Origin of the sequence: Rhodococcus erythropolis NBRC 15567, from assembly GCF_001552595.1 — a bacterium.
Classification (GTDB): Bacteria; Actinomycetota; Actinomycetes; order Mycobacteriales; family Mycobacteriaceae; genus Rhodococcus_F; species Rhodococcus_F erythropolis.
Genome location: NZ_BCRM01000002.1, coordinates 148,824 through 172,068 on the forward strand (window position 1 = coordinate 148,824; position 23,245 = coordinate 172,068).

Consider the following 23,245-nt stretch of genomic DNA (forward strand, 5'->3'; position numbering starts at 1 on the left):
CTACTCGCACTTCACGATCGGCACCGGGTCGTACTTGACGGTCCGGGTGTTCGAGGAAATCTCGGCGCCACTTGCGTGGTCGGTGATCACGCGGGTGTCGCTGACCGTGAATCCGGGCGCACCGCTCGAAGCCACACAACCAGGCCCCTCCGGCAACGTCACGGTGTTCGGCGACGTCGGCGACGTACGCGGGCCGGTCGTCGAAGCGACATCGACGGTTTTGGTTCCCCAGATCCGAACGGTGATGTTCGACGACGTCGCAATCGTCTCGATCATCACGCCGGTCTTCGCCGGATTACGGAACTGCAAGTCGATCGCTCCATCGAAGATGGTCGCCTCACGCGCCTCGGGGTACCGCGAGATGTAGTAACTGTGCTCGGTGTGCGCGACGTCGTCCATGCCTGCGAAATACGTCGCGTTGTAGAGCGTCGTCGCGAGCTGGCTGATACCGCCGCCGACAGCCTTGTCCGGGCGACCATTGTTGATGATCCCCGACTCGACGTATCCCTGAGCCGCACCGCGCGGACCCGTGTACTCGTTGAGCGAGAACGTATCCCCTGGCTTGATCACGGCCCCGTCGATCTCCGATGCGGCCAGGCCGATATTCACACCAGACGCGTATTCGAAACCACCGGTGGTGAATTCGCCGATCACCTCGTTGATGCCGAGGGCATCCGCGGCTTCGGTGGTCAACGCCGGCGGGACCGGTCCGTACACGGCGGGTGTTGCCCGAGACGCCGTGCTGCCCAGCAGAACCGGAAGTTCCTTGACCGTGTCCGGCCAGTTGATCAGATCACCGACAACACCCGGCACAACCGACGGCTTACCACCGGCGAAGGTGAACGACGCGTCCTTGGGTTGTACTTCAGTCGATACCAACTGCGGAGTCAGAATCTTGATCGCAGCATCCGTGTTGTACTGCGGAGTCAGCCCACCCGAGCCGTCAGGGGTGAAGGTCAGAACCTCACCGATCTGGTCGACGCCGAGCGTCGCAACCTTGCCGTCACGGCCGTTGACCACGACATCACCCGAGGCAGCCGGAATGGCAATCTCCTGCAGTGCGCGATCGACACCGGCCTGAGTGACCGTCACCGGCACCTCGTCGACCGGAAGATCGACGACGCCACCGTCAGACCACTCCGCGGCGAACGTTGCGCCCGCCTGCTGCGTTTCGAGAGCCTGGCCGGCGGCAGGTGAAACACCCGTCGCCTTCCCACTCTCGAACACGACTGCGCCTTCGACGGGCGCACGATCGCTGTTCGCCGCAAGCTGCGACATCGAGGCATCCAACGCACCCTGGTCGACCGTCGACACCACGGGCACCTCGCGGGAGCCGAAGAACGACGTGATGCGGGTGATCGGATTGATCGGCTGAGCGTTCACGCCCGAGAGCGTCGCCGACCAGTCGACGTCCACACCCGCAGATGCGGGAACGATCTGGGAATCGACGCCGCCGGCATGTACCGCTACCGGTTCGACGAGCCTTGGGCCGAGTTCGGCGCGCAGCGTGGCCTCTGCGTCGGCAGGCGTGAGATCACCGATGTCCACCCCGGCGACCTGGGTGCCGCGTGGTGTCTTCCCCGACGACGTGAAGATGTCCACTCCGTAGGCAATCACTGCGACGGCAAAGATGGCGCCGAGTGCTATCGCTGGTTTGACCCACTTACGGGAAGAAGCCGGAGCGGGCGCTTCTGGCTGTTGTTGCGGTGCTGGTGGTGCAACTGCCTCTGGTCCGCGGACAACAGGCTCGTACTGCTGCTGGATGGGTTCGAATTGCTGGGTGTCGTACTGCTGCACGAACTCGGGACGCGGCGGCTTCGGGGGAACCACCACTGCCGGGGGCTCGAACTGCTCTGTCTGCTCGTCGATGGTTTCTGTCGCCGGAGCCGAGTCGACTACTTCCGTCGGCGGTGCGTCCTCCGCTGGGACGACTGGGATGACGGTGGTGACCTCGTTTGCCGATTCGTCGATGGCCGGTTCGACGATTGTGGGCTCGACGATTGTCGGCTCGTCTACTGCTTCGTCGACTGTCGCTTCTGTGGAATCGATTGCTTCTTCGTCGACAGGCCTTGGTGCTTCGGCTGGTTCAGGTTCTACTGATTCAGCCTCGACAACCGCCTCGGTCTCCTCAGGGGTCTTGGGTTCCTCGACCGACTCGGTCTCTTCGACCGCCTGAGGTTCCTCGACCGACTGAGGTTCCCCGACCGACTCGAGTTCCTGTTCCGGGAGGGACGAGTCCTCGCTGTTCGTCTTCTCGACGGACGGACCCTCTTCGTCACTCACCTGTTGGCTCCTCGCTGCATCAACCGTCGCTGCGGCGCTCACCGACAACTCAATACAGGATATCCGGACATACGAGAGCCCCGGGCTGCTGCCAGGTCGGGGGTCAGGCAGCAACACGGGGCTGTCATGAATATCGGTAGCTATTCTGCAGCGTTACACGCCTGCGCGAAAAAGTTTGCAAAGAGTTCGGGGATCCGGCCACCCCTCGTGGCCGGATCCCCGATTACGCATCCCCTCGCGACGATCACTGCAGGTGAGCGCAGTTTTCAGTCGCGTGGGGAGATTGTAGAGCGGTTACCGCTCGATGATCGCCGTGACACCCTGGCCACCGGCCGCACAGATCGAGATCAGGCCGCGGCCCGAGCCCTTCTCCGCGAGCATCTTTGCGAGGGAAGCCACAATACGTCCGCCGGTTGCCGCGAACGGGTGACCTGCAGCCAAGGACGATCCGTTGACATTGAGCTTGCTTCGGTCGATCGATCCCAACGCGCCGTCGAGGCCGAGGCGTTCCTTGCAGTACTCGTCGGACTCGAAGGCCTGCAGGGTTGCCAGAACCACCGAAGCGAAGGCTTCGTGGATCTCGTAGTAATCGAAGTCCTGCAAGGTCAGACCGTTGCGGGCCAGCAAACGCGGAATCGCGTACGTGGGAGCCATGAGCAACCCGTCTTTGCCGTGGACGTAGTCGACGGCAGCGGTTTCGGAATCGACGAGGTGCGCCAGAACCGGAAGGTTGCGCTCGGCGGCCCACTCGTCGGTGGAGAGGAGCACTGCAGAAGCGCCGTCGGTGAGCGGCGTCGAGTTGCCTGCCGTCATCGTCGCGTCGCCGAGCTTGGTACCGAAGACGGGCTTGAGCGTCGACAGCTTCTCGACGGTCGAACCGGGACGGAGGTTGTCGTCGCGGGTCAGGCCGAGGAACGGGGTGACGAGGTCGTCGAAGAAACCGCGGTCGTAGGCAGCCGCCATGTTCTTGTGGCTGGCAGCGGCAAGTTCATCCTGGTCCTCGCGCTTCACGCCGAATTCCTTGGCGGTGATCGCAGCGTGGTCACCCATCGACTTGCCGGTGCGAGGCTCGCCGTTGCGCGGAATTTCGAGACCGAGCATGCCCGCACGGACGTTGCCGAGCAGCTTGATGCGGTCGCCCGTGGACTTCGCGCGGTTGAGGGAGAGCAGGAACTCGCGCGCCTGATCGTTGACGCCGATCGGGGCGTCGGACGTGGTGTCCGTGCCGCCGCCAATGCCCGAATCGATGCGGCCGGCCGAAATGGCGTCGCCGACGGCGATGATCGACTGCAGTCCCGTGCCACACGCCTGCTGAAGGTCGTACGCCGACGTGTACGGGCTCAGCGCGCTGCCGAGAACGGACTCGCGAATGAGATTGAAATCACGGCTGTGCTTGAGCACCGCACCGCCGACGACCATGCCGAGCTTCTCGCCCTGCAGATTGAATCGGCTCACCAGACCGTCGAGCGTCGCAGTGAACATGTCCTGGTTGGACGCCTGTGCGTACGCCTTGTCCGAGCGTGCGAACGGAATGCGATTTCCGCCGACGATCGCAACCGGACGGCGCTGACCTGCGGACTTCGCAGCGGCTGCGGCCGGTGCGGTGCGCGGTGCGGCGGGCTTTGCGTTTGAACGGGCTTTGCTTGTCACTTGCGTCTCCAAGGATGGTGCGATTACCTGTTGAAGACTATTCTTACTCAGTAGTAAGTTACTTGTCTATCGCCGCATTCTTTCGATTGCCCGGTGAGAGACAACCCGAAACACAACAGAAGGTAGGACCGTGGCAGCCAGCAAGGGAGCTCCCGACCTCTATTCACAGTTCCTCTCGTCCGCCCCCGGCGCATTCATCGCGTCGAAGGCCGGCCTGCCCAGGCCCGAGAACCTGCGTCGCTACAAAGCAGGGGAACCCGCACTCGCCGGACCTGTCCTCATCGGCGGCAAGGGTCGGCTCGCAGAACCACTTCGCGTACTGCTCTCCGACTACCCGGCGGCTCAGGCACACGACAGCAGCTTCGGCGGACTCGTGTTCGACGCCACCGGAATCACTCAGGTCAGCGAGCTCGAGCAGCTGTTCGAGTTCTTCCAGCCCGTGATCCGCAACCTCGCACCGTCGGCTCGCGTCGTCGTTCTCGGCACGACGCCGGAAGAAACGTCGAGCGTCGACGAGCATGTCGCGCAGCGCGCGCTCGAAGGCTTCACCCGCAGCGTCGGCAAGGAGATCAAGCGCGGCTCCACCGCTCAGCTGGTCTACGTCTCCCCCAAGGCGTCCACCGGACTGTCCGGCGTGGAATCGACTCTGCGCTTTCTCCTTTCGGCAAAGTCCGCCTTCGTCGACGGCCAGGTCATCGTCGTCGGCGCTGAAGATTCCGTCGCGCCCGCAAGCTGGGACAAGCCGCTCGAAGGCAAGGTTGCCGTCGTCACCGGCGCAGCCCGCGGTATCGGCGCCACCATCGCCGAGGTCCTGGCCCGCGACGGCGCACACGTGGTCTGCGCTGACATCCCGGCCGCCGGCGAAGCACTGTCCGAGACCGCAAACAAGGTCGGCGGCACGTCCCTCGCCCTCGACGTCACGGCGGCCGACGCAGCCGAGGTCCTCGCAGCTCACCTCCTCGAGCGTCACGGCGGAGCCGACATCATCGTCCACAACGCCGGCATCACCCGCGACAAGACCCTCGCCAACATGGACGAGGGCCGCTGGAACATGGTCATGAACGTCAATCTTCTTGCACCGCAGAAGATCACCGAGCACCTCGTCGAGAAGGGCGCTCTCAAGGAAGGCGGCCGCGTCGTCGACGTCTCCTCCATCGCCGGCATCGCGGGCAACCGCGGCCAGACCAACTACGGCACCTCCAAGGCCGGCGTCATCGGCCTCGTACACGCCGAAGCTCCCGTCCTGGCGAAGAAGAACATCACCATCAACGCCGTCGCACCGGGCTTCATCGAGACCGCCATGACCGCAGCCATCCCCTTCGCCACCCGCGAAGCCGGCCGCCGCATGAGCTCGCTCCTGCAGGGCGGCGAGACCGTCGACGTCGCCGAGACCGTCGCATACTTCGCCAGCCCGGCTTCCAACGCCGTTACGGGACAGGTCGTTCGCGTCTGCGGCCAGAGCCTCCTGGGCGCATGATGGCAACAAAGACCGTCGCGCTCACCGAGCAGCCGAAGACCATCGACATCTACTCCCGGGCGGTACTGGGATTGTTGCCGTGGAACAAGTCCAACTCGCACTCGGTGCCACAGCAGACCTTCACCCTCACCGGACTGAAGGTCGACACCGACAATCTGGCGGCGTACTGCCGCGTGACCGGACTGCGATTCGGCGACACTCTGCCGATCACGTATCCCTTCACCTTGGCCTTCCCGACCGTGATGAAGCTGATGGTGTCGAAGGACTTCCCCTTCGCCGCCGTCGGCTCCGTTCACGCCGAGAACGTCATCGAATCGCTGCGGCCCATCTCCGTCAGCGAACCGCTTGACCTCTCGGTGCATGCCGAGAACCTGCGTGAGCACCGCAAGGGCCTGCTGATCGACGTGATCACCGAAATTCGGGTGGGACGGGAACTGGTCTGGCGACAGACCTCGAGCTTCCTGAACCAGCAGAAGACCTCCCTGTCCGGCCAGCCAGGTCCGGAGCCCAAGGCCGACGAGGTCCCGCCGATGCCGATGAGCACCATCCGCGTCGACCAGACCACGATCAGCAAGTACGCCGCCGTCTCCGGCGACCGCAATCCGATTCACGTCTCGTCTCTGGGCGCCAAGGCTTTCGGTTTCCCGAAGACCATTGCTCACGGAATGTGGAGTGCCGCGGCAGTTCTGCGGACCGTCGAGGGGTCCGTCGCGGACAAGGTCACCTACAGCGTGCGTTTCGGCAAGCCGATTCTGCTACCGGCGACGCTGAATGCCTACGCTGATCGCACCGACGGCGGCTGGGATCTGTCGCTGCGTCACCCGAAGAAGGGTTACCCGCACGTCACTGCGACGCTGCGCTGACCTGAGTTTTGTCGGGTTTCCCACCCACCCCAATTGAGCGAACGTACCTTTCGGCGCCTTGGATGCGCTGAAAGGTACGTTCGCTCAGATTGGTTTGGGGGCTATTCGGACTTCTTCTTGCCCGACAGACCGCGCCACGCGAGGGATTCGAGTAGATCCGCTGCGGCATCCACTTCGATTTCCCCACCCGCGACCCGGTCGGCTACCGCCTCACCGGCGCCGACGAGCGCAATGGCGATGATCCCGTAATCGTGCGCGGCATCAGGATCCTTGGTGCTGGACTCGAGCAGATGCGCAGTCAACTCGATCAACCGATCGCGGCTGGACTGCACGGTTCCCGCAAAAGCCTGCTGCCCGACGGCCTGACGGTAGAGCACCATCCACGACTTGCGGTTTGCGCCCACGAACCCGAGGAAGCCCTCGAGAGCGGCGCGCAATTGTTCACGCGGAGTCAGGTTCGGCGCACCGGCCGGGGCGAGCGCTTCGAGGAAGCGGAGCCCTTCACGATGAATGCACGCCGCGAACAACTCTTCCTTCGAGCCGTAGTACAGGTACAGCATCGGCTTCGAGATCTCGGCTTTGGCTGCGATGGTGTCCATCGAAGTTTCGTGAAACCCCCTGTCGGAGAACACGTCCACAGCCGCGTCGAGCATCTGCTGCTCACGCACTGCGCGTGGCAGTCGCTTGGTACCGCCGGCCATGCTTCCTCCAACCACAGGGTAAATGTCGATCTTACTCTACGGTAAGATTGTGCGTCGAATCCCGACTTCGACTCAGCAGGTCACGGCACCTTTGGCAGTGGCAACTGTGACCACGGCCTGATCGACCCGCGCCTGCGGAAGCTCACCGGACGCGACGGCCTGCTCGAGATGGTCGAGCACCCGCGGAACGTCGTCGGTTGTCAGCCACAATGCCTGATCGACTCCAGCCACCAGCGCAGCCTGAACCGCGTCGGCAATATCGTATCGGTCGGTGATCGCCTGCATTCCGCTGAGGTCGTCGGTGAATACCGGGCCGGTGAACGGCGCTGCGCCGTAACCCACTCCGTCGCGAAGCAACGCGACGGCGGCGGGGCTGATGCTGGCAGGGGTACCGGGCTCGGTCAGACCGGGAACCTCGAGGTGACCCATCATGACGCCGACTCCGGTTCCCGACAGCTCCCGGAAGGGAATCAGGTCCGACGCGATCAGATCCTGCAAGGGCGGCGTTGTCACCTCACCCCGGTGCGAGTCACCCGACGCGCTGCCATGTCCGGGAAAGTGCTTGATCACCGGGAAGATTCCGGCATCGCGCATACCCTGCGCGTACGCACCGGCGTAGGCAACCACGGTCTGGGGGTCGTCGGAGTACGAGCGGTCCCCGATCACGGAGTCGTCGGGTTGGCTGCTGACGTCGACGTCGGGGGCGTAGTTGACGGTGATCCCGAGATCCTTCAACCCGCGTCCACGCTCGAGCGCCATCTGGTACGTCTGTTCCACTGTCATGGTCTGCGCCGTTTCTCTGGCCGACGGATCGGGCCCGAGGATGTCCGCGACGCGGGAAACTCGTCCACCTTCTTCGTCGATCGTCACCATCAACGGCAACTTCGACGCCGAAGCAACCTGCGGCACTTCGCGATTGGTGAGCATCGACTGATCGGTCCAACTTCCGACGAAGATGCCGCCGATCTCCTCGTTCTGCACTATCGACAACGCGTCATCGGTCCCGGTGACGCCGACGTTGAGCAGCTGGGCAAGTTTCTGACGCAGGGACAGTGAAGCCAGAAGGTCACTACCGCACGACGCGGCGACGGGCGCGGAGCTGGATGCCGCAGGCGTCGACGTGATCTCGGAGGTGGTGCTGGTCGGGGCGCTCGAAACCGGATCGGCGGTCCCGTTTTCGCCCGAGCATCCCGCAACCAACCCTCCGCATAAAGCAATGGTCGTCGCAGCCTTCAGAAACTTGATCCGCATACCTCGACCGTAACGGACCCGGTACCCATACACTCCCTCACGGGCACATCGGGACGGTAGCCTGGAAGAGAACCGATTCCCCCGCTGACGAGGAGGTCGTGATGCCACAAGGTCTGATGCTCATCGCGTACGACGGTTCCGACAACGCCAAGCGTGCAGTCGACTATGCGGGGCGTTTCCTCTCCGCCAATCGTGCTGTTCTCGTCACTGCCTGGGAGCCGATGGTTCGCCAGGCCGCTCGCATGTCCGGCCTGTCCGGGGTGATGCAACCGGAGTGGGTTCCCGACGACGACGTCGAGGACATCGCGTACACCGACGCCAAAGTCACCCTCGCCGAGGGCGTCGCACTGGCCGAGGCCGCAGGCCTGACCGTCGAAGGCAGAAGCGCCGAGTGCCGATCCGCGATCTGGTCTGCAATCTGCGAAACCGCAGACGAATTGGACGTCGACATCATCGTGACCGGCACCCGTGGCACTACGGGTTTGCGGTCGCTACTGCAGAGCAGCGTCGCGGATCATGTTCTGCGTCACAGTCATCGGCCGGTGTTGATCGTCCCTCCAGGGAAGTGACCTTCGCGCATTCCTGATCCGTGGCCGACTAGTGTCGAAGCCACCATGGACGGTTTTGTTCTCTCGCGCCCCGATCACAGCGTGGTCACCCGCGGCGTACGACGCAGCTTCGACAGCTCCGACGCGGCCACCCACGCTCTGTCGGCAGGTACGACAAAGCTGATCGTCGGAGCGCTCCCCTTCGACCCGGCTGCCGCAACCGCGTTGTACGAACCTGCCGAGGCGACGATCGCGTCGCGGCCGTGGCAACCGCGCGATCCCCAGGCCCTGCCGACGACCCGGGTTGACCGGGAGATCCCGTCGTCGTCGGAGCATCTTCGTCGAGTGGAAAAGTTGATCGGACGTCTCCGCAGTGGAGAGATCGACAAGGTTGTCGCGGCTCGCACTGTGGAACTTCGCACGCAGACCCCGATCTCCCCGACCGCGCTCGCCGCACGCATGGCGGCGCTCAATCCCGTCGCCAACACCTTTGCCGTCGACCTCTCTGCTGCGGGAGCCGAATTCGAGGGCCACAGCCTGGTCGGCGCGACGCCCGAGGTATTGGTCAGTCGACGCGGGCGCGTCGTGACATGTCGCCCGTTGGCCGGGACCACAAAGCGATCCGCCGACGCCGATCAAGACCGCGAGGCAGGCGAAAGCCTTCTGCATTCGACGAAGAATCTGGCCGAGCACGCCTTCGTGACGGCGTGGATCCGCGAGGTCCTGCAACCGATGTGCAGTGATCTGTCGGTGCCGGCAACTCCCGAACTGACCAATACTCACGAGGTCTGGCACTTGGCCAGCCCGATCCGCGGCACGCTGCGAAACGACACCACTGCGCTCGACCTCGCCATCGCTCTGCATCCGACGCCCGCGCTGTGCGGAACACCCACCGACGCGGCACTGAAAGTCATCCGCGAGACCGAGGAGCCTCGCCGTTTCTACGGCGGCGCCGTGGGATGGTGCGACGGGGCCGGTGACGGCGATTGGGTGGTTGCCATCCGCTGCGCCGAGATCAGTGCAGACGGCCGCAACGCCTGGGCCAGCGCGGGTGGTGGAATTGTCGCCGAATCGGATCCACAGGACGAACTCGACGAGACATCTACGAAACTGCGCACTCTGTTGACCGCGCTCGGTACCGAAACCCTCGACTGACCAGCACGTCACGAGGGTAATCGTCCGGATTCTCGAGTGCGGGTGATACCTTGACCCGAGCAGTTCGTACGGGCCGGTAAGTCCGTCCGACCGCGAACGACCGACTAACGACCAATTGGGAGATCCGCGATGACGAAGTTCCTTGTCCCCGGTGTGGCCAGCGCTGTCATCGGTGCCGTTCTGGGTGCCGGCGTCATCTTCGGTGTCACGGCCGCCGCGTCGGACAACACTCGTCCCGAGATCGACCGCAGCGGAAACGCAGATTCTTCCGTGCTGAACCAGGTTGAGTACGGCAGCCGCTGAGAGCGCAGGCCTCGCGAGTTCCCGTTCTTCCGCCGACGCAGCGGTGTCTTCGGTAGACACCGCCCCGTCGGCAGAGCCCCTGTCGAAGCGGTGGCTGTTCGGCGCCTCCGTCGTAGCGTTTCTTCTCACTTTTCTGCAATCGCCGGGTCTGATCACCGCTGACACCAAGTACGACCTGACGCAGAATCCGTTCGGTTTTCTCGAACGCGCGTCGCATCAGTGGAGTAGTCAGGCCCCGCTCGGCCAGGTTCAGAACCAGGCCTACGGATATTTCTTTCCGCACGGGCCGTTCTTCGCGCTCGGCGAGTTGGCGAACGTTCCGCCGTGGATCACCCAGCGCATCTGGTGGGCGCTGCTTCTGATCGCAGGATTCTGGGGCATCATCCGAGTTGCCGAGGCTCTCGGTATCGGCAGCCGTAGTTCGCGCGTCATCGCAGCGGTTGCCTTTGTTCTTTCTCCCCGCGTGCTGACCACGCTCGGTTCGATTTCCTCGGAAACCCTGCCGATGATGCTGGCGCCGTGGGTGTTGTTGCCGGTGATTTTGGCTTTCGGCCCTGTGCGTGGAAAAGGAGTCCCTGGACTCCCTAACCACTCACGGGGGTTGAGGCGGTTAGCCGCACAATCCGCGCTTGCCGTCGCGCTCATGGGTTCGATCAATGCCGTCGCCACCGCCGCGGCCTGCCTGGTCGCGATCATCTGGTGGCTCTCGCACAAACCCAACCGAACATGGCTGACGTTCACCGCGTGGTGGGCGCTGTTCGTCGCTCTCGGCACGCTCTGGTGGATCGTGCCGCTGCTTCTGCTCGGCAAGATCAGCCCACCGTTCCTCGACTACATCGAGTCCGCCGGTGTCACCACGCAATGGGCGTCGCTGGCCGAGATACTTCGCGGCACAGACAGTTGGACCCCGTTCGTCTCCCCCGAACGCATTGCCGGCGCCGTCCTGGTCACCCAGCCCGCAGCAGTTGTCGCCACCGGTCTGGTTGCCGCCGCCGGCCTCGCCGGGCTCTGCATGCGGTCCATGCCTGCTCGCGGCCGGCTGACGCTCATCCTGTTCGTCGGTATCACCGGCCTGGCCGCGGGATACGTTGGTGAACTCAGCTCACCGGTGTCGGAGTCGGTACGCCTGTTCCTCGACTCGGCGGGCGCTCCGCTGCGCAACGTCCACAAGCTCGAGCCGTTGGTCCGTCTGCCGCTGGTGCTCGGACTCGCACACCTGCTGGCCAAAGTGCCACTACCGGGATCGGTTCCACTCGCCCGATGGCGCCGCGCGTTCGCCCATCCCGAGCGCGAACCGATGGTCGCACTGACCAGCCTGATCCTCGTTGCCCTCACCCTCTCGACTGCCTTGGCCTGGACGGGAAAGCTCGCTCCCCGCGGTGCTTATCCGGACGTTCCCTCGTACTGGAACGAAGCAGCGCAGTGGCTCGAGGACAACACCTCCCCCGGATCGGAAGCCGAACGTGCCCTGGTCGTCCCGGGAGCGCCCTTCGGCAGCCAAGTCTGGGGTCTGACGCGTGACGAACCGCTTCAGGCTTTGGCGAGTACGCCGTGGGCGGTGCGTGACTCGGTCCCGCTGACCCCTCCCGGCGCAATCCGAGCGCTCGATTCCGTGCAACGTCTCATCGCCGACGGACGTCCGTCGGACGGCCTCGCACAGACCTTGCTTGGGCAGGGCATCCACTACCTGGTGATGCGCAACGACCTCGACGGCGAAACGTCGCGCTCGGCCAGGCCGATACTCGTGCACCAGGCGGTCGAAGGCTCGCCGGGGATCGAGCGAGTCGCCCACTTCGGTGAAGACGACAGCCCCGAACCGATCGAAGGGCTGGTCGCGGACAGCGATCTGCGTCCCGGTTACCCGGCCATCGAAATCTTCGAGGTCACCCCGCCCGACGGCACCCCGGCGGTCAGTGGCCCGTACTCCGTCGACCTGAACCAGGTTCCGCGTGTACAAGGTGGGCCGGAATCGTCTGTGCGACTTCACGAAAGCGGGCTGGTTCCGGGGACCGGGCCGATGATTCTCGCCGCCGACGCCGAAGCTGCGGGACTGCCCGTCGATTCTGTCACCGTCACCGACACACCGCGCGATCGGGAAACCGATTTCGGTCAGGTCGACAACCACAGTTCCGCCCTGCGCACCCCTGACGACGCTCGTCGTACCTACAATCTGGTGCCCGACTACCCGGTAGCGAACACGCCTCTCGTGGAAGGCCGTTGGAGCGGAGCTTCGATCACCGTTTCCAGCGCCGCCTCAGATGCCACCCAGCTGGGCGGCACTTCACCGTCGAGCAGTCCCGCGTCGACGGTCGACGGCGATCCGGCCACCGGCTGGTTCAGCAACGGCATCGAGCGCGCACTGGGCCAGTGGTTGCAGATCGACTTCGACACACCGATTTCCAGTGGGTTGCTTCATCTGACCACCAGTGCCGCGGCAATCGGAGCTCCCGTCAAATGGCTCGAGGTCTCGACACCGAACGGCAGCACGGCGGTGAAGGTGGAGCGTCCCGGTGAGCCCATCACCGTCTCGATTCCGGGTGGCAACACTCCGTGGGTACGCGTCACAGCGACTCACACCGAAAACGGATCGCCTGGAACACAGTTCGGCATCAGCGAACTCTCCGTCGAAGACTTCTCCGATCGCAGCGCGCCGAAGACCGTACCGATCCGTTTCGACACGGTCCTGCCGAGTACGCCGACGGGCGCATCCGTGAACGCGTGGAACCTGAGCCAGGAGTTCCCCGGCCGCAACGCCTGCGCCGACTCGACGGACCGCGTGCGGTGCAGCAATGCATTCATGGCGATACCCGAAGAGCCGAGCCGCTTCCAGCGCACGCTCACGGTGCCCGAAAACACAGTCGTTGCACCGACACTGACTGTCCGAGCGCGTCAGGGCAACGCCCTCGAAGATCTGCTTTCCATCCCCGGCCGAATCACGGCTTCGGGTTCGAGCGACATCGGCGACACACGCGGATCTGCCTTCGCTGCCACCGACGGCGACGCACGCACCACGTGGTCGGCGCCGCAGAGCACCACAGAACCGGGCGGCCCGAAACCGACGCTGACTCTCAATCTTCCCGAGCCCACCCTGGTCACCGGCCTGGACATCACCCGGGGACTTGGCACTCTGCCGTCGCTGCCGACCAGTGTCGCGGTGAATCTCGGCAACGGGCCGCAGGTGCGAGAGCTGCCCGAACCCTCGGACGACACGCCTCGAACCAGTCGAGTTACCCTCGCCCCCTTCGTCACCGACAAGATCGTCCTGAGCATCACCGCTTGGGAACCGGTCCTCGATCAGACGGCGCTCGGCTTCGCCCAGGCGCAGCCCACCGGCCTCGCCGAGGTCGGCGTCGTCGGTGCCGACGGAACCCCGATCGCCGGTTCCGGAGTGCAGGGCGCAGAATCATTCGACAACCGCACCGTCACCGTCACCTGTGGCGACGGCCCGACCATTTCGGTTGCCGGACAGCAATTCCCCACCTCGATCACGGCGACGGCGACGCAACTTCGGACCGGCGCACCCGTCGAGGCACGTGTGTGCGGTTTGGACGCTTCGGCGACTTTGCCGGCGGGACAGCCTGAAGTGGTCGTCGAACCAGGCCCCGCGTTCTCGGTCGACAATCTCGATCTGACGGCGGTCGGTTCTTCAGCCGCGCAACGGAATACACCGCTCGAATCGACCGCGTGGACGGCGAATCACCGCGAACTCACCGTCACGAGCTCGTCCGCCGATCAGCTGATCGTCAATCCCGAGAGCACCAGCATCGGTTGGATCGCCACGGCGCCGGACGGTTCCGAGCTGACGCCGGTGGTCGTGAACGGTTGGCAGCAGGGCTGGATCGTGCCGGCAGGCACCGCGGGAACCGTCACCATCGACTTCCCCAGCGACCGTTGGTACCGCCTCGGCATCTTCGGCGGGCTCGTGTTGCTGATCCCGCTGTTGTTCGCGGCTCTTGTCCCCACGCGCCGAGAGCCCAAGCCCCTCACACCACCCCGACCGTGGCGCAGCGTCGCGGCAGGATGGGTGGGCATGCTCGCGGCGGCCACCGTCATCGGCGGCGGAGTGGGAGCGGCGATCGCAGTTGTGTGCTCGATCCTCGGACTTGCCGCGCTGCGAATCTTCGGCCCGGCTCGGACCGCACGCATTCTCGTCGGCACCGCCGGCGTGGCCGCGATGATCGGCATCACGCTGCTCTCGACCGGACCGTGGCGAGCGCCGGGCGGCTATGTGGGCGACTCGTTCGCGATTCAGTTCTCGATGTTGGTGGCCTTGGTCGTGACCGGGTTGGCCGCGTTGCCCTTCGCCGGTTCACCGATGTGGCGGCGCTTCTCCCACCGCGTGACCGCGACGCGCGCCGGTTCCTCCACCAAGGCGTAACTGGCCGAGGCCACAGCGACGCTCAGGACGACCGTGAGGGCCAGGACGTAGAAGAAGCTGCCAGAGAACGGAACTATGCCGAATACGGGGAACACAGCGTTCAGTACGGCCAGGTGCCAGATGAACAGGCCGTAGGACCAGCGTCCGATTGCCAGCGCCAAAGGACTGGCCAGGAACCGATGCTGCGATTGATCGCGCAGAACCAGTGGCGCGATCAACGAGAAGCTGATGATCGCACCGAGTGCAATCTTGATCGCGTACTGCCACGGCTCAGGCCGCACCAGACCTTCGGGCCCGGCCAGATCAGTGCACGAGAGAACGAAGGCGATAAAGGCAATGAGGGTCAGGAGTACCCGACGGTGCGCGAGGCGATGCACCCATGTCGACGGGCCCACTGCCAGCTCGGCCAGCACCATGCCGGCGCCGAACCACGGCAGGTAGCCCGGCAACCAGTTGTCGTGGTGGATAGCGTCCGGCGTCGGAATCGGAATGAATGCCCACGTCAAGGCCAAGACCGACACCCCGAGCAGAAGCGGCAGCCGGAACCGGACCGAGTTTCCTCGTAGTCGGACCATCAGATACGCGAAAAGCGGCAGCAGAACATAGAACGCCACCTCGACCGACAGGCTCCACATCTGCGTGAGGCCCTCGGTGAGTGTCAACGGCACGAAGACCTGCGCCAACCCGAGATTCGCCAACCACACTTGGTAGCCCCCGCCGGCACCGGGCAGGAACAGCAGGATCAGGACCACTGCCACCCAGTACGCCGGCAGAATGCGCGTCGCGCGGGAGATCCAGTACCGGACGGTCGACTGCGGCTGCCCGATTCCGCGAGCCTTTGCCGCGTGGGGGCGCCACAGGAGAAATCCGGACAAGGCGAAGAACACCGCTACGGCGAGATCGAGTCGACCGAACGCGCGCCCGATCGCACCGGACTGCGCTTCACCGGTCTGGAACGCGACATGGGTGACGAGGACGCCGAGCGCGGCCAATCCACGCATACCGTCCAAAGCCGGAACGAAGCCCCGAGCCTGTGGCGGGACCGTCTGAGAGGAATTCGTGGAACTGATCATCACGGATAAGTGTGCACCCCAGGCCGATTGAGGGAAACCACCAGGGACTCACAACAAAATGCCTGGCCAATTCATGCCCTCATGCGACAAACCGGGCCGGTGGACTGTTAGTGTTCTGCCACACATGGTGTCCATCGGGGGCCCCATGCGATCTGCGCAGCTCATATTGTGCCGGTTGGGGAACCTCGAAAGACTTAACGGGTTAGGAGTCACAGCATGGCGGAACGCTCAGGGCCGAGCCGGATACTTCCTTGCATTCTGGTGGGCCTCGGTGCCTTCCTTTTGGCCATCGCCATCCTCATTCCTACCTACACGGTAGGCAAGCTGGAGAAGACGCCACTCGACCTCGAGGTGACCACCGTCGCCACAGGCACCGGTAGCGTCCTCAACTCGGCGGCCCTCCTCGGCGGAAAGGCACAGGTCGACACCAACGTGCCGATCGTCGCTCAGCGCTACGTCACCACGCAGGACCCGTCCGACGCCGACATCATCACCGTCGAAGCCGGCCAGACCGTCCGTCGTACCGACAAGCAGGGCGACACCGGACTGCTGACCGCAACCCTGGACCGCGTCACGCTCGATCGCGTCAGCTCGATGCCGACCAACGATCCGGTCGGAACCGTCCAGACGTCCAGCGACCAGCCCGCCGAAGAAGTTTCCCGCGACGGTCTGCAGTACAAGTTCCCGTTCAACACGGAACAGAAGAGCTACCCCTACTTCGACCTGAACGCTCGCGCCACGAAGGACATCGACTTCGTCGAAGAGACCGAGATCAACGGTCTGAAGGTGTACCACTTCCAGCAGACGATCGATCCCGTCGACCTGTCGAAGGTCGTCAACTCCCCCACCAACAAGCTGAGCCTTCCCGCTGACACCTGGGGCGTTCCCGGCGGCGCAACCCCGATCACGATGACGCGTTGGTACACCAACGTCCGTGACCTGTGGGTCGAGCCCAAGACCGGTGTCGTCGTCAAGGGCCAGGAGCAGTTGCACCAGTACTACGGCCGCAACAAGGATGCCGTCGACGTCGAGGTTCTCAAGGTCACGCTGCCCTTCGACGAGGCGACCATCGAGTACCAGGTCCAGCAGGCGCGTGACGGCATGGACAAGCTCTCGCTGTTCGGCCGCACCGTCCCGATCGTGGCAGGTGTCCTCGGAGTCATCGCGCTGATCGCCGGTATCTTCCTCGGCCTTCGCGGCGGCAAGGGCGGAACTCCGGCCCGCGCCGCACACGGCGGAACGAACCAAAATCCCAGCGGCCAGGGTTCGCCCGAGCCGGCTCCGGGTGAGCACGACTGGACCTCGGACGACACTCAGGTGATCCCGCGTCCGGATCTGCGCAAGGACTGATTCAGGCAGTTAGCAGAGCGCCCCTTCCACACGGAAGGGGCGCTCTGCTGCATTTCGGGACTTTGTTGCCGGATCGGCGTACGGATTGGCGCAACGGGTCGTTCCCTCCGCGTGGTCGCGGGCTTAGCGTTTTCTGGAAGTCCAGACCACCCCGAACACGAGGAGCCACATGCCCGCATCAACAGTTCTGGGTTCGCACATCCGTGTCAGCGATCTGACACGTCGGAGATTTGTTGTCGGCAGTGCTGCATTCTCCGGGCTGTTCGCCGCCGGTTGCGCAAGGTCCGCCGGTACCGAGGGCGATGCGTCCGGGATGCGCACGGTCACGACCTCGCTCGGAACCTACGACATTCCGGTGGCACCGAAGCGCGTCGTCGCCATCGACTCCCGACTCGACCTCGAACCAGCCGTTGCGATGGGCCTGCCGGTCATCGCGTACAGCTTCGACGCCGCCGAGCCGTGGGTTCCAGCCGATCCCACGGCGCAGGTGTTCGAGGCACCGGTCAACGTCGAGGCAATTCTCGCGCTGGAACCGGACCTGATCATCTGCACCGACATCGGTGAGGCCTCCGACATGTGGCCGCTGCAGCAGTTGAGCCAGACGGCTCCTGTGCTTCCGATGGACTTCACCCGTCCGTGGCGCGAGAACATCGACCAGTTGGCAAGTTGGCTGGATCGCACCGAGAACCCCGAAGTCCGTCAGGTCATCGGAGCGTACGAGGACAAGGCAGCCGGATTGAAGGAACGCCACGCCCGGAGTTTGGCGAGCAAGCAGATCGTGCTGCTGAACTACGTGAATCAGAAGGTCAACGGCGTCAACCGAAAGGGCATCTCCACGCAGGTGGCCGAAGACCTCGGCGTCCAGCTCCAGTGGCCCGTCGAGGGACAGAAGGAGATCTCCACCGAAAATCTGGTGACTTCCCTCGACTCGGCCGACGGAATGATCGTCACCACCGCGCCCGGCGTGGATCCCGTCACCGACGACCGCGCGATGTGGAACCGTATCCGCGCAGTACAAGGCAACAACGTCGTCTACACGGGCGGGAACATCAACTACGGATCCGTCTACACCGCGATGCGTACGCTCGACTACTTCGACGATTTGTTCACGCGTCTGGAGAACTGACGTCGCTGTGAGGTGCCGGCCGGGCGCGGTCGGCACTTCGCACTGCGGCGACGGACACCGCCAAGGCCGTCGTCGACGCAACCACCACGGCGACGCCGATCAACTCTCCCGGCGTCTTCGCCCACACCAGCATGACCGTCGCCTCCACAACCAGTCCCGCCCACGCAAGAAGGGCCACTCGCGTGCGTTCTGACGCGATTGCGGACAGCAAGGCACCCTGGAGTACCGCCAGCGCTGCACCGTGCAGGGCGAAGGCCCACAGCATCGGAGCCACGGCGGCGTACGCGTCGCCCACGAGCATCGGCACCAGCGGGCCGGCAACCGCCGCCCCCAGAACCAACACGGCGCCGATACCGACGAGCACCGCCAACGCCGAGCGAACCGCTTGCGCCGAGTGCGCCGGATTCGCCATCTTCGGGTACAGCACGACGCCCACTGCCTGTGGCAGCCAGAACGCCACCTTCGTCGCGACGGCGCCGAGTGCGTAGACACCGGCGTCGTACTCACTGAGGACGACGCGGACGATCAGCAGGTCCAGCGAAGACAACGCGATCAGCGCGAGCTGGACCTGTGACGCCGCGAGCACGGAGACGACGCCGATACGCACCGCACGGTCCTCGCTCACCGAGACGGTTCGGTCGACCACTCGAACTATCGCCACCAGCAACGCAGTTCCGGCCGCGCCCGCGACCAATGCCGCGCCTGCCCCGCCACCGAAAGCCAGAACGATCACTGCCGGAAGGACTTTCATCACCCCGGCTCCGGCCAGCACGGCGCTGAGAGTGCCGAATCGACCGTGACCCTGCAACAACCCCTGCTCCGTTGCCAGTAGAACCAACATGGGCGCGGTCACCAATGCCGAGAACGACGCCACGATTCCGGTGTCGAGCAGCCACGCCATCGCCGGAGCGAGCGCAACCGCGAGGACGGCGACGATCGCGGTGCATCGATACCCCAACGACCGCAACGCATCTGTGCTCTTGCCACGCACCGCCTCGCGGGCGACCACCGTCTGCAACGCCAAAGCCGGAACTGCAAGTACCAACTGGGCGGCAAGCAGACTCGCGAACTCTCCGTAGCCGACCGGACCCAACCATCGGCTGGCCAACCATGCCAACAGGTACGACGCGACATTGGCCGTCATCGATCCCACCAAAACCATGCCGACCCCGGCCGCGGCGGCGCGATCGAGTGGTTGGCGAGGCATGGCAGTAATGATGCACCACGTATCGTGCGCGTCATGACAGTGCAAGCCGGATACCGCCGTTACCTGCCTGCGGCGTACAGCCTGGCGCTGGCACTGTTGATCCTCGGACCGCTGCTCGGCCCCGGCTACCTCCTGCTGCGCGACGCCGTCAGCACGCCGCGCTCGTACCTGACCGACTCCGCCCTCGGACTCACCGACGCCGCAGCCCGCGCCGTTCCCCAGGACGCGCTGATCGCAGCGTTGAGCACCGTGATCGACGGCGGACTGGTGGTCAAGTTCATCCTGCTGGTGGCGCTCTGGCTCGCCGGTTGGGGTGCGGCGCGCATGGTCGCCGTCCTGCTGCCGACGGCCGGTCTCGGTCCACAACTGGTCGCGTCGACGGTGATGCTCTGGAACCCCTACGTGGCCGAGCGCCTGTTGCAAGGACATTGGAGCCTGCTGACCGGATATGCCGCACTGCCGTGGATCGTGGGTGCCGGAATCGGAGTTCGCCGAGCCACGCCCGGGTCCTGGTGGGCGTTGGCCGCGTCACTGGCATTCGCGGGCCTGACACCTACCGGCGCTCTACTCGCTCTGACGGCCGCGCTGGTGGTGGTAGCCACCCCCGGAGGCCGAACCTCGGCCATGCGGCGTGTCTGCGGCGCTTTCGGGCTGTTCCTCGTCGCCGCCTCGCCGTGGTTGGTCGCCACCTTCGTATCCGGAGCAGCAGGCGACGGTTCCGATCCGGCGGGAGTCGCCGCCTTTGCCGCCCGAGCAGAACCCGGACTCGCGACGCTCGGCAGCCTCGCCGGGCTCGGCGGTATCTGGAACTCGGCAGCGGTACCATCCACGCGCACAACACTCTTCGCGTTGGTCGAAACAGTTCTTCTGCTTGTCGTGGTGTTTGCCGGTGTGCCCGCTCTATGGCGCCGACGCCGGAACCCCGTTGTCAGTGGACTCGGCGCGCTGGCCCTGTTCGCGGTGCTCGCTCCGACCCTGGGCGCTACTCCGTGGGGGCTCGACGTCGGCCGATGGTCGGTCGAGGTGTTCACCGGCGCCGGTCTACTGCGTGACGCCCAGAAGTGGGTCGCGCTGGCCGTACCGTTCTACGCACTCGCTGCCGCCGCCGCGGTGATGTGGGCGGGCAATCGGTTCTCCCTTCCCCGCCCGACATTCTCGATCGCCGCCGTCGTGGTGACGATCGTGGCACTACCGGATCTGGTGTGGGGTGTCGGCGGCGCGTTGAAACCCGTGCACTATCCCGGGTCCTGGACCGTGGTGGCCGAGCAACTACGAGACGAAACCGGTGACGTTGCAGTGCTTCCCGCTGGGATGTTCCGCGCCTTCCCCTACAGCGGTGATGCGCCGGTACTCGATCCAGCACCACGCTTCCTACCCCTCGACGTGCTGCAGACCGGCCAACTGGTGGTTGCCGGTGGTGCTGTCGGCGGTGAAGGAACCCGTGCCACCCAGGTCGAGGATGTGCTGCTTGCCGGCGGGAGTCCTACGCAGTTGGCCGATCTCGGAGTCGGATGGGTACTGATCGAGCGTGAGACACCAGGCCAGCTCGGCAAGGCGGCAGCGACACTCGACGGGTTGGAACAGGTCTTTGCCGACAACGATCTCGAGCTCTACCGGGTACCGGGAGATGTTGCCGCGCAGGAAGCGTCGACCGGTGCCCGAACGGCCGTCATAGTTGCGCATCTCGCCTGGATACTGATGGGCGTGATCGCGCTGATCTCAGTCGGACTGAACCAGAACCGAATTCGACTCGCGAGGCGCGGCCAGTCCTGAGACCCACCGACCGTCCTTGTGCGCGGTCAGCACCTCGAGCACTCCGGTGCCGGTCTGCTCCCAGGAGAACTCGCCCGACCACACCCGAGCTTTCTCACCGAGCACCGTGCGGAGTTCGTGGTCGCGGAGCAGGGTGCCTGCCGCCTGCGTCAGATCAGCGATGTCGCCGTCGCCGGCGTGCTCACCGCCGACCAACAGCCCGGTCACTCCGTCGACGATCGAATCGGTCAAGCCCTTGGAACTGCGGTAACCGATCGTCGGAACACCGTGCTGCGCAGCCTCGATGACCGCCAGGCCCCACCCTTCCTTCCGCGAAGGCATGAGGTGAATCCACGACTGCGCAAGGAGTTCATGTTTACGAGCCTCGTCGACGTGACCGTAGAACGAGACGGCGTCACCGATTCCCAACTCGGCGGCGCGATCTCGCAGGTTCTGCTCCCACCAACCACCACCGATGACGTCGAGATGGATGTCCGGAAGCGTCGGACGCAGGGCTGCGACGGCCTCGAGTGCGTCCTCGATCTGCTTGTGCGGCACCAGTCGTGAGAGAACCGAGATGGTGGGACGCTCGGCCCTGGTGATCGATCCACCCGCGTCGACGCCGACGGGGAGCCGATCGGCACCGTTGCGCACCACGGCAATTCGTTCGCGCTCGACACCGAGGTCCACCAATTCTTCGGCCGAAGGAAGCGACACCGTCAGATACTGACTACGTCGATGGGTGCGCGGTGACAATCGCGATTCGACCCACCAGCCGATCCGGCCGACGAGCTTGCCTGCCACCGGCCATTGTTCACGATGGCAGTGATGGACCAGAAGCGTGACCGGCGCACCCGCCACGGTCTTCGAGAAGAAGGGGATGCCGTTCTGGGTGTCGATCACCGCGTCGGGGCGAATGCCCTTGAGCGATCCGAAACCCAGACGTCCGGCGGCAATGGCGGCCAGAGCGCGGGGGTACACGCTGAAACGTCCACCGGCCCGGCTGATCGTGATGCCGTCTCGAACCTCCGACGCGGGCGCCCCGGGATACGACGCCGTCCGCAGCGTCACCTTGATACCGCGCTCGGCCAACTGGGATCCGACCTGCTCGAGGTAACGCTCGCTTCCACCGCCCTGGGGATGCCCGGTATCGCGCCAGCAGAGCAACAGAACCTCGCGCACGTGCGTTACTCCCTGAGTTGGTCGGTGGCCACCCCGGTTCGGGCGATCCTGCGGGATGCCCCGCCTGACCGGCCGGTAACCCTGCCGAACACCCTAACTGTTCGAGCGTCCGTATTGCCGCGCTCCTGACGGTGTTCGTGGACCGTGCGACCCAGTGGCTAAAGTTGCTACCCGTGACCAAGCCCGCAGTGACCCGCATTTTCGGCCGACGGGCAACCCTGAAACGCTCGTTCGGCCTGCTCAGCGACTTCCGCCACGAGCAGTCCGCGCCCGACATCTTCTACGGCGCGCTCGCGCGCGACTCCGTCGAATTGATCTCGGACCTGCACGAAGGTCACACCGGACGATCCCTCGACGGTCTCACCGTCCTCGACGTCGGCGGCGGTCCGGGCTATTTCGCGGAGGTCTTCCAGGCCGCAGGTGCCCGCTACATTCCCGTCGAACCCGATCCGTCGGAGATGCACGCCGCGGGTCTGACCGTGGGCGGCGCGGTGCGTGGATCCGGTTTGGCACTGCCGTTCCTGGACTCGTCCGTGGACATCTGCTTCTCCTCCAACGTGGCCGAACACGTCAGCGAGCCCTGGCTGATGGCCGAGGAAATGCTGCGCGTGACCAAGCCCGGCGGCTTGATGGTTCTCTCGTACACCCTGTGGTGGGGTCCGTTCGGCGGCCACGAAACCGGACCGTGGCACGCGCTGGGGGGCGAGTACGCAGCCAAGCGGTACCTCCGCAAGACCGGACGCGAACCGAAGAACAGATTCGGGGTGTCGTTGTTCAAAGTCGGCGCCACCGACGGCCTACGCTGGGCCCGTGGAACCAGCCAGGGCACGTTGCTCGCCGCGATCCCGCGCTACCACCCGTCGTGGGCGTGGTGGATGGTCCGAGTCCCCGGTCTTCGGGAGTTCCTGGTGAGCAACCTCGTCGTGGTTCTCGAAAAGCGATAGCG

General features: G+C 64.9%; 16 protein-coding genes and 1 pseudogene. 10 read left to right on the forward strand and 7 right to left on the reverse strand.

Annotated features, from left to right (window positions below):
- Together RE4_RS07310 and RE4_RS07315 are read right to left on the reverse strand one after the other, a co-directional pair.
- The gene (locus RE4_RS07310; RefSeq protein WP_060938368.1) at positions 1–2,283 is read right to left on the reverse strand and encodes a VanW family protein; all 2,283 of its coding nucleotides are present in this window, start codon (positions 2,281–2,283) and stop codon (positions 1–3) included.
- A gap of 294 nt (positions 2,284–2,577) precedes the next feature.
- Positions 2,578–3,933 (reverse strand): acetyl-CoA C-acetyltransferase, encoded by a 1,356-nt coding sequence (locus RE4_RS07315; protein WP_021343064.1) that lies wholly within the window; start codon positions 3,931–3,933, stop codon positions 2,578–2,580.
- Between the two features lie 130 nt (positions 3,934–4,063).
- On the opposite strand from RE4_RS07315, the gene RE4_RS07320 reads away from it, so the two are divergent.
- Positions 4,064–5,410 carry a 3-oxoacyl-ACP reductase gene (locus RE4_RS07320; RefSeq protein WP_003945596.1) on the forward strand — a complete coding sequence of 449 codons (1,347 nt, stop codon included), beginning with the start codon at positions 4,064–4,066 and terminating at the stop codon, positions 5,408–5,410.
- Complete coding sequence (locus RE4_RS07325) at positions 5,410–6,273, forward strand: MaoC/PaaZ C-terminal domain-containing protein (RefSeq protein ID WP_060938334.1); 864 nt, start codon at positions 5,410–5,412, stop codon at positions 6,271–6,273. Before RE4_RS07320 ends, RE4_RS07325 begins: the two co-directional genes overlap by 1 nt.
- Positions 6,274–6,374: 101 nt before the next feature.
- On the opposite strand, the gene RE4_RS07330 is transcribed toward RE4_RS07325, so the two are convergent.
- Together RE4_RS07330 and RE4_RS07335 are read right to left on the reverse strand one after the other, a co-directional pair.
- Entirely contained in the window at positions 6,375–6,974 is a 600-nt protein-coding gene (locus RE4_RS07330) for a TetR/AcrR family transcriptional regulator (RefSeq protein WP_003945885.1), read from the reverse strand.
- Between the two features lie 72 nt (positions 6,975–7,046).
- Complete coding sequence (locus RE4_RS07335; protein WP_019747138.1) at positions 7,047–8,225, reverse strand: glycoside hydrolase family 3 N-terminal domain-containing protein; 1,179 nt, start codon at positions 8,223–8,225, stop codon at positions 7,047–7,049.
- Between the two features lie 101 nt (positions 8,226–8,326).
- Between RE4_RS07335 and RE4_RS07340 the strand changes: the two genes are divergently transcribed.
- From RE4_RS07340 to RE4_RS31800, 4 genes are all read left to right on the forward strand, one after another.
- On the forward strand, positions 8,327–8,794 hold the full coding sequence (locus RE4_RS07340) for a universal stress protein (protein WP_003945900.1): 468 nt from the start codon (positions 8,327–8,329) through the stop codon (positions 8,792–8,794).
- Between the two features lie 45 nt (positions 8,795–8,839).
- Positions 8,840–9,928 carry an isochorismate synthase gene (locus RE4_RS07345; protein ID WP_060938335.1) on the forward strand — a complete coding sequence of 363 codons (1,089 nt, stop codon included), beginning with the start codon at positions 8,840–8,842 and terminating at the stop codon, positions 9,926–9,928.
- Positions 9,929–10,057: 129 nt separating this feature from the next.
- Entirely contained in the window at positions 10,058–10,231 is a 174-nt protein-coding gene (locus RE4_RS30620) for a DUF2613 domain-containing protein (protein ID WP_003945488.1), read from the forward strand.
- Between the two features lie 43 nt (positions 10,232–10,274).
- Positions 10,275–14,609, forward strand: coding sequence for an alpha-(1->3)-arabinofuranosyltransferase (locus tag RE4_RS31800; RefSeq protein WP_060938336.1), 4,335 nt, complete (start codon positions 10,275–10,277; stop codon positions 14,607–14,609).
- 23 nt (positions 14,610–14,632) lie between these two features.
- Here the strand turns inward: RE4_RS31800 and RE4_RS30625 are convergent.
- Positions 14,633–15,682, reverse strand: a pseudogene (locus tag RE4_RS30625) (acyltransferase family protein); the annotation flags it as partial.
- Between the two features lie 216 nt (positions 15,683–15,898).
- Here RE4_RS30625 and pgfA point away from each other — a divergent pair.
- Positions 15,899–17,032, forward strand: coding sequence for a cell envelope lipid trafficking protein PgfA (gene pgfA / locus RE4_RS07365; protein ID WP_019747133.1), 1,134 nt, complete (start codon positions 15,899–15,901; stop codon positions 17,030–17,032).
- Positions 17,033–17,201: 169 nt separating this feature from the next.
- Positions 17,202–18,158: an ABC transporter substrate-binding protein gene (locus RE4_RS07370; RefSeq protein WP_060938338.1), complete on the forward strand. Its 957-nt coding sequence runs from the start codon at positions 17,202–17,204 to the stop codon at positions 18,156–18,158.
- On the opposite strand, the gene RE4_RS07375 is transcribed toward RE4_RS07370, so the two are convergent.
- Positions 18,139–19,365 (reverse strand): lipopolysaccharide biosynthesis protein, encoded by a 1,227-nt coding sequence (locus RE4_RS07375; RefSeq protein WP_031331334.1) that lies wholly within the window; start codon positions 19,363–19,365, stop codon positions 18,139–18,141. The genes RE4_RS07370 and RE4_RS07375 overlap by 20 nt on opposite strands.
- Before the next feature lie 33 nt (positions 19,366–19,398).
- Here RE4_RS07375 and RE4_RS07380 point away from each other — a divergent pair, with 33 nt between their 5' ends.
- The gene (locus RE4_RS07380; RefSeq protein WP_060938339.1) at positions 19,399–21,138 is read left to right on the forward strand and encodes an MmpA family trehalose lipid delivery protein; all 1,740 of its coding nucleotides are present in this window, start codon (positions 19,399–19,401) and stop codon (positions 21,136–21,138) included.
- On the opposite strand, the gene RE4_RS07385 is transcribed toward RE4_RS07380, so the two are convergent.
- Entirely contained in the window at positions 21,085–22,299 is a 1,215-nt protein-coding gene (locus RE4_RS07385; RefSeq protein WP_019747129.1) for a glycosyltransferase family 4 protein, read from the reverse strand. The genes RE4_RS07380 and RE4_RS07385 overlap by 54 nt on opposite strands.
- 173 nt (positions 22,300–22,472) lie before the next feature.
- On the opposite strand from RE4_RS07385, the gene RE4_RS07390 reads away from it, so the two are divergent.
- On the forward strand, positions 22,473–23,243 hold the full coding sequence (locus RE4_RS07390; RefSeq protein WP_003945692.1) for a class I SAM-dependent methyltransferase: 771 nt from the start codon (positions 22,473–22,475) through the stop codon (positions 23,241–23,243).
- Positions 23,244–23,245 lie beyond the last annotated feature (2 nt).

Excerpts from the sequence above, each read along its gene's own strand:
- RE4_RS07325 (WP_060938334.1), top strand. The coding sequence starts at position 5,410 with ATGGCAACAAAGACCGTCGCGCTCACCGAGCAGCCGAAGACCATCGAC.
- RE4_RS07330 (WP_003945885.1), bottom strand. The coding sequence starts at position 6,974 with ATGGCCGGCGGTACCAAGCGACTGCCACGCGCAGTGCGTGAGCAGCAG.
- RE4_RS07335 (WP_019747138.1), bottom strand. The coding sequence starts at position 8,225 with ATGCGGATCAAGTTTCTGAAGGCTGCGACGACCATTGCTTTATGCGGA.
- RE4_RS07340 (WP_003945900.1), top strand. The coding sequence starts at position 8,327 with ATGCCACAAGGTCTGATGCTCATCGCGTACGACGGTTCCGACAACGCC.
- RE4_RS07345 (WP_060938335.1), top strand. The coding sequence starts at position 8,840 with ATGGACGGTTTTGTTCTCTCGCGCCCCGATCACAGCGTGGTCACCCGC.
- RE4_RS30620 (WP_003945488.1), top strand. The coding sequence starts at position 10,058 with ATGACGAAGTTCCTTGTCCCCGGTGTGGCCAGCGCTGTCATCGGTGCC.
- pgfA (WP_019747133.1), top strand. The coding sequence starts at position 15,899 with ATGGCGGAACGCTCAGGGCCGAGCCGGATACTTCCTTGCATTCTGGTG.
- RE4_RS07370 (WP_060938338.1), top strand. The coding sequence starts at position 17,202 with ATGCCCGCATCAACAGTTCTGGGTTCGCACATCCGTGTCAGCGATCTG.
- RE4_RS07375 (WP_031331334.1), bottom strand. The coding sequence starts at position 19,365 with ATGCCTCGCCAACCACTCGATCGCGCCGCCGCGGCCGGGGTCGGCATG.
- RE4_RS07380 (WP_060938339.1), top strand. The coding sequence starts at position 19,399 with ATGACAGTGCAAGCCGGATACCGCCGTTACCTGCCTGCGGCGTACAGC.